This is a genomic window from Salinimicrobium sp. TIG7-5_MAKvit (assembly GCF_049569215.1).
GTDB lineage: Bacteria > Bacteroidota > Bacteroidia > Flavobacteriales > Flavobacteriaceae > Salinimicrobium > Salinimicrobium profundisediminis.
Genome location: NZ_CP145903.1, coordinates 609,702 through 620,103, shown reverse-complemented (window position 1 = coordinate 620,103; position 10,402 = coordinate 609,702). Strand labels below are relative to the sequence as shown.

Genomic DNA, 10,402 nt, shown 5'->3' with positions numbered 1-10,402 from the left:
TTTAAGACCCCAGGTTTGAGATGCGTTCGTAAGTTCCTGTGGCGTTCTTCTTCTCATCAAGATGGTAATAAATAAAAGCTGAAGCTACCACCCCAATAACCGCAAGCAGGTACTGAAAGACTGAAGAAAGTACATTAAAGAACACATACACCCAGTCCACAAGATCGCCTGGATTTGCAATACTACCCTCCTCCGACATGGTCATGGCTTTGATGAACATATAGACCATAAGCGGAAACTGAAAAATAAGGCTTATGATGTAAATGAGCAGTGTGATCACGAAAAGTGTGGCAAATGTATTCCACCAGTTGTCTTTAATAAGGCTGAAGGAATAACTAATGGAATCTATAACTGAGGTGCGGGCAAAAATGAGCATTGCCGGCGCAAGGGATAATGGAACCCAAACATAAATTGCCGGGAGCACACATAAAAAGAAGGCGAAAAAGGTGATGATCGCTACCAGTATAATAAGACCCAACATCTTCGCGAAGTCATTCTTTACACCTCTAACAACTTCAGAATAATCTACGACTCCCGAATTTTCAATGTAACTTTTTATGAAATGAAGTACGGTATTATATAGTAGTATGTAAAATGCCACCATTGAGGAGAAAAGAACAAATATTGCGATGATGAACATTTCAATATTCACTTCTGAACTATCATTCAAAAATGGATTAGAGAACAGATCCATTCCCAGGTAAGAATAATACCCTATCGCCAGGACTAGAATGACAAAAACAGGTCCTGTGATCTTGAATATGGCTTTGAAAAGTGGCTTGAAATTCTGGCGTATAAATTTGAAGGTATCAGTAATAATATCTCCCAGCTCGCGCTGTTTACGGAATTGAATTGGTTGGTTCATCAGGTAGTTTTCGGTGTAATATGATTGGATAAAAAACGTAGTAAAACAGGATAAGTGTAAGGGAGCCGGAAATAATTAATATCGCCAGCCAGTCGGGCATTTCTGTATGTCGGGTCACAAAGCCTTCCAGAAATCCGGCGAGGATAAAGAAGGGAACGGTGCTAATCACGATCTTGAGTCCGGCTTTTATTCCGTTAATAAATGAAGTAAGGCGGGAGTAGGTGCCGGGAAAAAGAATGCCTTTCCCTACAACCAGACCAGCGCAGGCAGCAACTATGATCACAGAGATCTCTATGGTCCCGTGGATCCAGATGGTTCTTACCGATTCCCATAGCAGGCCTTTTTCATAGAAAAAATACTGGAAGGAGCCTAGCATAATGGCATTTTGCATGATGATGAACAGGGTTCCCAAGCCTGCGAAAATCCCGAAGACAAAAGCCATCAAAGCCACTCTCACATTGTTGATGGTGATCCCCAGGAACATTTCCATTTCCCCCATTTTTTTGTAGACGGCCATGGGGTCGTCATTAGCGATGTTATCAAGGGTCATGTTGACGTATGCGTCTCCCAAAATAGAACGTACAAATGCACCGTCACTTGCTGCAGAGAAACTCCCTGCTGCGACAAAAAGTACAAACACCAGGAAAGCCAGTAGCAACTGCTTTTGGTATTGGTAGAACTCACGGGGGAATTCTTCAGTAAAGAAAGTTACAAACCGGTTTTTAGGTTCTTTCTTATTCCTGTAGATCTTTTGATGAGCCCTTGAAGCCAGGCCGTTAAGATAGTGCAGCGTATTGCTGCCGGGATAAAAAGTCTGTGCGTAGCTTAGATGATCTGTCACCTCAAGGTAGAGCGAGGAGAGTTCGCCGGGAGGCAAAAGAGCATTATTTTGCAGGGCCCTTTCAAATCTTTGCCATTTATCCTTATTTTGCTTCACAAAAGCGGCCTCGCGCATTCTTTGCTATTTTGTCTCAAAGAAACATATTAAATGGATAATTTTCAAATTGAAACTGCTCAAAATATAAGTATTACACAAAATGTTGCGGGGGTAGGAGAGCGTATTCTCGCATATCTTATTGATGGCCTTATGATGCTGGCTTACGTCATTATAGTAACCATGCTAATGGGAGGATTGGACGGTAACCAGGGGCAGGAATGGCTTTTTATGAGTGTGGTGCTGCTACCCCTGCTGCTGTATTTTTTGTTATGGGAGAGTTTGTGGAATGGCCAATCTCCCGGAAAAGCAGCTTTACAGTTAAGAGTAGTCAAGCTCGACGGTTCAAAGCCTGCGTTCTCAAATTACCTGGTGCGCTGGTTATTGAGGATTGTGGATATTACCATAACCAGTGGGAGTGTGGCAGTGGTTACCATCCTGTTAAACGGAAAAGGACAGCGCCTTGGAGATCTTGCCGCTGGTACCACTGTTATTTCTGAAAGGGTACGCACCGGGCTGGATAATACCCTGCTGGTAAATGTTCCTGATGATTACCGGCCGGTTTACCCGCAGGTTACGGTGCTTTCAGATCGTGATGTGCAGGAGATCAAAGAGATTTACAGGTCATCCCTTGCCAGCTCCAATTACAGGGTTATTGCTAAACTTTCTAACAGGGTTTCAGATTTACTTGGGGTTACTCCAGAAGATAAACCGGTACAGTTCCTTAAGACTGTGATCAAAGATTACAGTTATTACACGAGGCAGTAATTAATCAAGGATTTCCATTTCAATGTGGATGTTGCGCAGTGGCCATTCACTATCGTCTGTTGGGACTTTGTTGATCTCGTCAACCACGTCCATACCCGAGATCACCCGGCCAAATACCGTGTGATCATTATTGAGGTGTGGAGCGCCATCGTGATCCTGGACTATGTAAAATTCGTAAGGGGAAGATGCCTTGCTTACATTTTGCTCGGCATATTTTGCGGCTGCAAGAGCGCCTCGCACATGGCGATGCCCGGCATCGAATTCGCTTGGGATTAAGAAGTCTCCAATCCGGTGGCGCTTAATATTGGTATCGGGGTTATCTGAATTTCCTCCCTGAATAACAAATCCTTCGTCCACACGATGGAAAAAAGTGCCATCATAATAATCCTGGTTTACCATATACAGAAAGTTTGCGCGATGAAGAGGAGTATCCCGGAACAATTCAACATCAATATTTCCAAAGCGGGTTTTAATCCTCACCCTGTTCTCATCGTGTTTTTTCCCGTACTCCATCAGGAAAGGGATCAATTCTTCCTGCACGAGTATTGGCCCTTTTCTTTTTTCTTTCTTTTCTACTTCAGCTTCCACAACTTCATCTACTTTAGTGTTATCTATACTTGCAGAATCGGGTTGTACGGGTTCCTCTAACATGGTTTCCACCTCATTTTTTGTGGAAGATTGTTTATCTTCACAACTTGCAAAAACGGCAGTGGCCAAAATTAATATCAGCAAAAAATTAGATCTCATGAATTTTCAGGATTTTCTTAATCTAAGTCCGAATTTAAGGAAAATTAATCTTCCGGGCGATGACGCACATTTCAAATTGGCGCCAATTTTGCGGATGAAAGAACTGGAAAATCTGAATATTGATAAACAAAACCCGAAACAGGCGGCGGTATTATCGGTGTTTTATCCGGGGCCACAGGGAGAAACAAAATTCGTTTTGATCCTTAGAAAAACCTATAAAGGAGTACATTCCAACCAGGTAGGATTTCCTGGAGGCAGAGTGGAAATTGAGGATCGTAACCTTGCTCACACCGCCCTTCGGGAAACAGAAGAAGAAGTAGGAATTCCACAACACGAAGTTGAAATAGTAAGGGAGATGACCAAGCTTTATATCCCGCCAAGTAATTTTTGGGTACATCCGTTTATGGGAGTTATGAAGAAGACTCCGGTGCTCATACCCCAGGAGGATGAAGTAGAAGCTGTACTGGAGGTTAAGCTTGAGGAGTTTATGAGTGAATCCTGTTTAATTAAAGAAACCCTCTCTACTTCATACGCCACAAATATTGAGGTGCCTGCATTTCTTCTTAACGGGCATGTAGTGTGGGGTGCTACCGCAATGATGTTGAGTGAGATGAAAGAAATCCTCAGGCAGCTGCTGTAAGTTTTAATTAAGTATCTTTGTTGTTTCGTAAAAATCTCAGGGAATAAATGGGGATGTTGAAAAAAAATCCTTTTGGGCACTATCTTTACTTGAAAAAATGGCTCATCCGCATCTTCGGAGTGCTCTCACACAGGCGATACAGAGGTTTCAATGAACTCAGGATCGAAGGATCTGAAATAATCAAAAACCTGCCCGATAATAATGTACTCTTTGTTTCAAATCACCAAACTTATTTTGCCGATGTCACGGCAATGTTTCACGTATTTAATGCTGCATTAAGTGGGAGGGTAGATTCTATCAAGAACGTGGGCTATATATGGCAACCAAAGCTCAATATTTATTACGTTGCGGCCAAGGAAACCATGAATTCAGGCCTCCTCACCCGAATAATGGCTTACGCCGGGGCAGTTTCAGTAGAAAGGACCTGGCGCGAAAAAGGCAAAGAAGTACAACGGGAAGTAAACCCCAACGATCATAAAAATATCGGAATGGCTTTGGAAGATGGATGGGTAATAACTTTTCCGCAGGGCACCACCAAGCCTTTTAAGCCCATCAGGAAAGGCACCGCACACATCATCAAGCAGTATAAACCGGTTGTTATTCCTATTGTTATTGATGGCTTCAGGCGTTCTTTTGATAAAAAAGGATTAAGGGTTCGTAAAAAAGGCATTTTACAGAGTTTTCAGATCAAGGAGCCGCTGGTGATTGATTATGATAACGAAACCATTGAAGAAATTGTTGAAAAACTCGAATATGCTATTGAACAACATCCGTCTTTCCTGAAGGTAATTCCTCAGGAAGAGCTGGAAGCGATGGAGGCTCTAAACAAAACCCGACAGTGGGAGTATTAAAAGAGTGTTCAGTATTCAGGTTTGGATGTAGGTGATGGCGGGGATTTGTAACCCGGGACGAGTTTTTCTAAAAGAAGGCTCAGTCTTCAGTGCTCAGTGTTCAGATTTGAATGATTCCGATGGCGCGGATTTGTAATCCGCGACGAGTAACTTCCGAAGTAGTTCTACGTAAGAACCACCATATTTACATTTCCAGCCTTTTCAGCTCTTTGTAATTCCTCTTGAGCCTGCCCAAAAGTATTCCGTAGATCAACCTGTAAAACAGCCAGAGAGCGAGCAGGAATACACCAAGTATGAGGCAACCGGCAACGGCAAATTTAATCCAGTCTACAACATCAAAAGTATATTTGGAAGAATCGGTCACCTCCTGTATTAGCTGGTGGTTCTGTATGGTGTAATAGGTAATAACCAGTGAATATAATCCAGATGAAATAAGGATGTATGCAATATAGGTCTTTACGGTTTTTCGGGTTCTAAGAATATTCTTCATGAGCGTTGCAGCATCGTCTGTAGAAGAAATTCTCCTGTAATTGCGGTAGAAGCAATAAATGAAATAGAAGGTGATGAGGTAGCTAATCACATACATTCCAATCTGGATCTTTTTAAGGTGTAGTTGCTCCATTTGCTCCCAGTAATCGGCATCGGCCATAAAAATGGTGAACAAAGAAGAAAGAAGCAGCTCTACAATACTAATTACAAAGATCCATTTAACGATGGAAGAGGATTTCTTCCATATCATTTTGTAGATCTCATTATAAGAAAGCTTTGGAAGGTTCTCTTCCTGCTTTTTCCAGTTTTGTTTTAAAAATTCTAGTTCATCCATGTGGTAGGTACTACGGATTTAAAATATTTCTTAGGGTCTTTTTGATCCTGTTCATCTTCACGCGTGCATTGACTTCAGATATCCCCAGCATTTCAGAAATCTCCCGGTAAGACTGGTCTTCCAGGTATAAAAAGACCAAAGCCTTGTCGATATCATTTAGTTCTTTTACCGCTTTATACATTAATTGTAGTTGTTTTTCAACCTCATCATCATAAACATCTGCCTTTATTTTAAAACTTACCTCGTCATAATTCTGGGTGCGCAGTTGTTTTTTCGATTTTCTATAGAGGGTGATAGCCGTGTTAAGAGCTACCCTGTACATCCAGGTGCTAAATTTTGAATCACCTCTAAATTTTGGGTAGGCGTTCCAAAGTTGAATGGTAATTTCCTGAAAAAGATCATTGTGAGATTCCTGGTCATTGGTATACATGCGGCAAATCTTGTGCACTATGTTTTGGTGCTTTTCAAGATGACTTACAAATTCATGTTCCAGTTCTTTCTTCACAAGATTGTTTAGGTTCTTAATTAGTAGTGAAAGTAGCGATCTTGTTACAATTCCCTTAAAATTTATTAATCTTCTTTTTATTCTGCGGAAAACTCTAACTTTGAAAGAAAGGCTTATATAAGATGAATATTCCCATTTCTGAATACCCTCGTGTGGTCATTGTAGGTGGTGGTTTTGCAGGAATTTCAATTGCAAAGCACCTTTTAAAGGAAAAATTGCAGGTGGTTTTGCTGGACCGTCACAACTATCACACCTTTCAGCCTTTGTTGTACCAGGTTTCCACCTCGGGCCTCGAACCCGATTCTATAGCTTATCCATTACGTAAGATCACCCGCCACAGTACAGATGGTTATTTCAGGCTCACCGAAGTTCAGCGTATTGTTCCTGAAGAAAATAAAATTGTAACCTCCATTGGCGAGCTGGCTTACGATTATCTTGTACTGGCCACAGGTTCCCGCACTAATTTCTTCGGAAATGAAAGTATTCAGAAAAATGCCATGTGGATGAAGACCATTCCGCAGGCACTTAATATTCGCAGTTTAATCCTCGAAAATCTTGAGCAGGCAGTAATCACACCAGATCCCGTAAAACGGAAGGCTTTGCTCAACTTTGTGATTGCCGGGGCAGGCCCCACCGGAGTGGAGCTTTGCGGCGCTATTGCCGAAGTGCGCAACCACATTGTGCCCAGGGATTTCCGGGATCTCGATCCTTCCGAAATGAAAATCCATCTTATTGAGGGGCTAGACAGGGTTTTGCCGCCAATGAGTCCCGAAGCTTCCAAAAAAGCCGAAAAATTCCTTAAAGATCTCGGGGTAGAAATCCATCTTAATGTGATGGTACAGGAGTACGATGGTCAAAAAGTGACTACAAATAAAGAAGACCTCACGTTTAACACCTCCACTTTTATATGGGCGGCAGGAGTTTCGGGTGCACCGGTAGAAGGTTTGAATGCATCGGCACTGGTAGATAGGGCCGATCGTTATGAGGTTAACGTGTTTAACCAGGTGAAAGGTTACGAGAATGTCTTCGCCATTGGAGACATTGCTCTTATGAGCAATGAAGATTATCCAAAAGGGCATCCCATGGTTGCGCAGCCCGCGATACAGCAGGGGAAACACCTGGCAAAGAACCTTAAGCGCATCCTAAAAGGGGAAAAAATGGAACCCTTTGTTTATAATGACAAAGGTACCATGGCCACTGTGGGAAGAAACAAAGCCGTAGTAGATCTCGGAAAATTGAAATTTGGCGGCTTCTTTGCCTGGTTTATCTGGATGTTTATCCACCTGTATTTTCTTGTCGGCTTTAGAAACCGACTCATTACTTTCTTTAATTGGGTCTACAATTACGTGAACTTTGATAAAGCGGCAAGATTGATCATAAGGCCGTTTAAAAGTAACAAGGAAAACCTGGAAGTAGATCAAAAAAAGGTCTAGTATTTCAGTTTTTATCCTGAAAGATCTTCTGTGCAAATTCTCTGCGGAATTTTAAAGCTGAAAATGTTCAAAAGCTTAAACAAGTGCTTTTTGAAGATTTAAGGAAATTACAGCCAAAATTTACTTTTGCCGGAATTAATTGAAGATCCTGAAAGATGAAAACCTGTCAAAAATGACATTTTTGAAGCCTCTTATTTGTACATCAAAAAGTGAAGTTGATTAAATTTTCGAGGGAGAATGGCATATAAAATACCTCAGGTAGCAATCCTGTATAAAAACGTATTTGTAGAACGCTTCCACTCAAATGTTTAGAATGTAAATGACTTATTTCAGGAGATGAATATCAATAAGACGAGGAATATGAAAAAAGCAGCCACAGCGCAATGATCAGACCATACCTCGAATGTAGTCGCCTTCTCTTTATCTTCAGATTTTCTTCTTTGAGCACTCATGGTGAATCATTTATTAGGTTAATACTATAAAATCGTCTTAAAGATTTCCTATAAAATTAGGATTTTTTTGTGCTTTAACCAACTTTTGTCCTGTTAAATATCTGAATTTGAGAATAAAACCTACAAATGTGATTTTAGTATATTAACAAATTAGTTAAAATTTTGAGGCTATGAGCTGCATGAGAGCATGGAGCAGCCGGCTTTAGTCTCTGCCCATTCCGATCTTTTCTTTACAAAATCCTCAAAGCCATCTGTTGCGTAAGGCTGCTTCATCGCTTCCTGTAGCCTTACAAATAATTTATTCTCTCCCCGTTCCAGTTCCTCTATGGCTTCATGAAGTAGGTAATTTCTAAGGATGATGCGGGGATTGGTTTGGTTCATCAGGTTCTTCCTGGCTTCTTCCGAAAGCCCGTCATTTTTTGTCATTTTTGAGTAGTCTGTCAATAAAGCAACCAACTCGTCCTGTTCTTTGGGCTGGAGATCTCTGTACAATGAAGGTGCAAAGTGGTTCAGCAGGGTCTCAGGTACGGTTTCAGAAGGTATTTCAGCTAAAAGCCGATAGAAGAGGGTCATATCTGGCTGAATACTGGAAAGTACTGCTTCAAATCTCGCGATGATTTTCTTTTCCTCTTTTCCGGGGGTTTGAAAGCCTAACTTTTTTGCCATCATTTCATAATAGTAATCCCAAAAGATCTTTTCGTAGGAGTCGAGCGCATTTTCAAGACCTTCGGTGTCATCAAAAAGTAAAGAAATGGCATTGGCGAGCCTGCCAAGGTTCCAGTAACCAATTGAAGGCTGGTTCCCAAAGGCGTAACGGCGGCCCGGAAGGTCGGTGGTGTTGGGTGTAAAGTTGTGATCATAGTGGTCAAGAAAAGAGAACGGCCCGTAATCAATGGTTAGCCCCAGTATAGACATATTATCAGTATTCATCACCCCATGTACAAATCCCACCCGTTGCCACTCGGTCATCAAAAATGCCGTTTTATCGACTACTTCCTGGAACCAGGTGAGGATGCGATCTTCTTCCGTAAGATGCGGAAAATATCGGTCAATGGTCCAGTCTATTAGCTGTTTCATTTTTTCTTTATCGCCCTGGGCAGCCAGTAGTTCAAAGTTTCCGAAGCGTAAGAAGGAGGGGGCTACGCGAGATACAATAGCACCGGGTTCGTATTCGGGATTTCCATTATAGAACATATCGCGCAGCACTTTGTCTCCGGTCTCCACTAAAGCCAGAGCCCGGGTGGTGGGAACTCCCAGGTGGTGCATAGCTTCACTCATCAAATACTCTCTAACCGAAGATCGCAAAACCGCCCGCCCATCGGCATGTCTCGAATAAGCAGTTGGCCCCGCACCTTTTAATTGCAGCTCAAAAATGCCATTTTTGACACCCCATTCCCCCAGGGTAATCGCACGGCCATCGCCCAGTTGCCCTGCCCAGTTTCCAAATTGATGCCCTGCATAACAGGCTGCATAAGGGTTCATGGAGGCAGTAATTTTATTACCGGCCAGTATTTGCACATCTTCCGTAGAAGGATCCGCTATTCCCAATTCTTCAGCCAGATTCTTTGACCAGGCCAATAATTTAGGCGCAGCAACCGGGGTTGGGATTGCCTTGCTGTATAATTTCCCCGGGGTTTGGCGGGGAGTGCGGTCACCACTTTCATCTCCTTCAAACTGCTGCGTGAAATCATTCCGGAATTCTTTTTCTGTTATAGTGGTCATGGTGCAATTTTTTTCCAAAATACAAAACTTTTAAGCAGGGTTTGACAGAAGGGGCTTCCGCAGGGAATTATTCACTTACAAAATATAGAACGCTGAAATTCAAGAGTAAGAATTTTCTTTAGAAAATTAACAGCAGCTTAGGCAATGACAAGAAATTAAGTTAAACCTAAATTAAAAAGTATTTTGGACAGCCTGATCTGGATTATTTTTAGAAAAAAATTGAAGGAAAATGATCTCATATCAAAGTAAAAACGAAATTCAGAATCAGGTGCTCAACCTATTGCCGCACCAGATTGAAGAGTGCAGGGAATGCGATAAACTTCCTGCTGCTCTTGAAGAACTTATTAAACACAACTACCAGGCTGCTTTTGTTTGCTATGACAAAAAGACGAACAGCATAGAAGTAGGTGTGGAAAATGAAGAAGAAAATTCACCTTATCCTGAAATCAAAGTTCACAAGATCCCGCTTGCAAAAGCTGTGGCAAGTCTTCGGAAGAGCTTTAAGAATAGTGATGCCGACCTTAAATTCTACGGAAGAATTTTGGCTGGATACGGCTCCTCTTCAAAAGTTGAAGATGTAGTGCTGGTATAACAGCCTAAAGGGTCTAAAATAAGCCTTCCGGAATTAATTTTCGGGGGGCTTTTTTTATGGAAAGACCCTC

11 protein-coding genes are annotated in these 10,402 nt (G+C 41.9%); 5 read left to right on the top strand and 6 right to left on the bottom strand.

Annotated features, from left to right (window positions below; genetic code table 11):
* Position 1 precedes the first annotated feature (1 nt).
* Together V5739_RS02765 and V5739_RS02760 are read right to left on the bottom strand one after the other, a co-directional pair.
* Positions 2 to 865, bottom strand: coding sequence for a hypothetical protein (locus tag V5739_RS02765; protein WP_423819560.1), 864 nt, complete (start codon positions 863 to 865; stop codon positions 2 to 4).
* Positions 840 to 1,820 (bottom strand): stage II sporulation protein M, encoded by a 981-nt coding sequence (locus V5739_RS02760; RefSeq protein WP_423819559.1) that lies wholly within the window; start codon positions 1,818 to 1,820, stop codon positions 840 to 842. Before V5739_RS02760 ends, V5739_RS02765 begins: the two co-directional genes overlap by 26 nt.
* 33 nt (positions 1,821 to 1,853) lie before the next feature.
* Here V5739_RS02760 and V5739_RS02755 point away from each other — a divergent pair, with 33 nt between their 5' ends.
* On the top strand, positions 1,854 to 2,567 hold the full coding sequence (locus V5739_RS02755; protein WP_423819558.1) for an RDD family protein: 714 nt from the start codon (positions 1,854 to 1,856) through the stop codon (positions 2,565 to 2,567).
* Here V5739_RS02755 and V5739_RS02750 read toward each other — a convergent pair whose 3' ends face one another.
* Positions 2,568 to 3,314, bottom strand: coding sequence for a peptidylprolyl isomerase (locus V5739_RS02750; protein WP_423819557.1), 747 nt, complete (start codon positions 3,312 to 3,314; stop codon positions 2,568 to 2,570).
* On the opposite strand from V5739_RS02750, the gene V5739_RS02745 reads away from it, so the two are divergent.
* Both V5739_RS02745 and V5739_RS02740 read left to right on the top strand, forming a co-directional pair.
* Positions 3,313 to 3,954 carry an NUDIX hydrolase gene (locus V5739_RS02745; RefSeq protein ID WP_423819556.1) on the top strand — a complete coding sequence of 214 codons (642 nt, stop codon included), beginning with the start codon at positions 3,313 to 3,315 and terminating at the stop codon, positions 3,952 to 3,954. The genes V5739_RS02750 and V5739_RS02745 overlap by 2 nt on opposite strands.
* A gap of 47 nt (positions 3,955 to 4,001) precedes the next feature.
* Positions 4,002 to 4,805: a lysophospholipid acyltransferase family protein gene (locus V5739_RS02740; protein WP_423819555.1), complete on the top strand. Its 804-nt coding sequence runs from the start codon at positions 4,002 to 4,004 to the stop codon at positions 4,803 to 4,805.
* 184 nt (positions 4,806 to 4,989) lie between these two features.
* Here the strand turns inward: V5739_RS02740 and V5739_RS02735 are convergent, their stop codons facing one another.
* Both V5739_RS02735 and V5739_RS02730 read right to left on the bottom strand, forming a co-directional pair.
* Positions 4,990 to 5,628 (bottom strand): hypothetical protein, encoded by a 639-nt coding sequence (locus V5739_RS02735; protein ID WP_423819554.1) that lies wholly within the window; start codon positions 5,626 to 5,628, stop codon positions 4,990 to 4,992.
* A gap of 10 nt (positions 5,629 to 5,638) precedes the next feature.
* Entirely contained in the window at positions 5,639 to 6,133 is a 495-nt protein-coding gene (locus tag V5739_RS02730; protein ID WP_266070688.1) for an RNA polymerase sigma factor, read from the bottom strand.
* Between the two features lie 122 nt (positions 6,134 to 6,255).
* On the opposite strand from V5739_RS02730, the gene V5739_RS02725 reads away from it, so the two are divergent.
* On the top strand, positions 6,256 to 7,566 hold the full coding sequence (locus V5739_RS02725) for an NAD(P)/FAD-dependent oxidoreductase (RefSeq protein ID WP_423819553.1): 1,311 nt from the start codon (positions 6,256 to 6,258) through the stop codon (positions 7,564 to 7,566).
* A gap of 620 nt (positions 7,567 to 8,186) precedes the next feature.
* Here V5739_RS02725 and V5739_RS02720 read toward each other — a convergent pair.
* Positions 8,187 to 9,740, bottom strand: coding sequence for a protein adenylyltransferase SelO (locus tag V5739_RS02720; protein WP_423819552.1), 1,554 nt, complete (start codon positions 9,738 to 9,740; stop codon positions 8,187 to 8,189).
* A 229-nt stretch (positions 9,741 to 9,969) separates the two neighbouring features.
* On the opposite strand from V5739_RS02720, the gene V5739_RS02715 reads away from it, so the two are divergent.
* The gene (locus V5739_RS02715; protein WP_423819551.1) at positions 9,970 to 10,332 is read left to right on the top strand and encodes a hypothetical protein; all 363 of its coding nucleotides are present in this window, start codon (positions 9,970 to 9,972) and stop codon (positions 10,330 to 10,332) included.
* The last annotated feature ends 70 nt before the right edge of the window (positions 10,333 to 10,402 follow it).

Coding starts and splice junctions, on each gene's coding strand:
- V5739_RS02765 (WP_423819560.1), bottom strand. CDS start 865: ATGAACCAACCAATTCAATTCCGTAAACAGCGCGAGCTGGGAGATATT.
- V5739_RS02760 (WP_423819559.1), bottom strand. CDS start 1,820: ATGCGCGAGGCCGCTTTTGTGAAGCAAAATAAGGATAAATGGCAAAGA.
- V5739_RS02755 (WP_423819558.1), top strand. CDS start 1,854: ATGGATAATTTTCAAATTGAAACTGCTCAAAATATAAGTATTACACAA.
- V5739_RS02745 (WP_423819556.1), top strand. CDS start 3,313: ATGAATTTTCAGGATTTTCTTAATCTAAGTCCGAATTTAAGGAAAATT.
- V5739_RS02750 (WP_423819557.1), bottom strand. CDS start 3,314: ATGAGATCTAATTTTTTGCTGATATTAATTTTGGCCACTGCCGTTTTT.
- V5739_RS02740 (WP_423819555.1), top strand. CDS start 4,002: ATGGGGATGTTGAAAAAAAATCCTTTTGGGCACTATCTTTACTTGAAA.
- V5739_RS02735 (WP_423819554.1), bottom strand. CDS start 5,628: ATGGATGAACTAGAATTTTTAAAACAAAACTGGAAAAAGCAGGAAGAG.
- V5739_RS02725 (WP_423819553.1), top strand. CDS start 6,256: ATGAATATTCCCATTTCTGAATACCCTCGTGTGGTCATTGTAGGTGGT.
- V5739_RS02720 (WP_423819552.1), bottom strand. CDS start 9,740: ATGACCACTATAACAGAAAAAGAATTCCGGAATGATTTCACGCAGCAG.
- V5739_RS02715 (WP_423819551.1), top strand. CDS start 9,970: ATGATCTCATATCAAAGTAAAAACGAAATTCAGAATCAGGTGCTCAAC.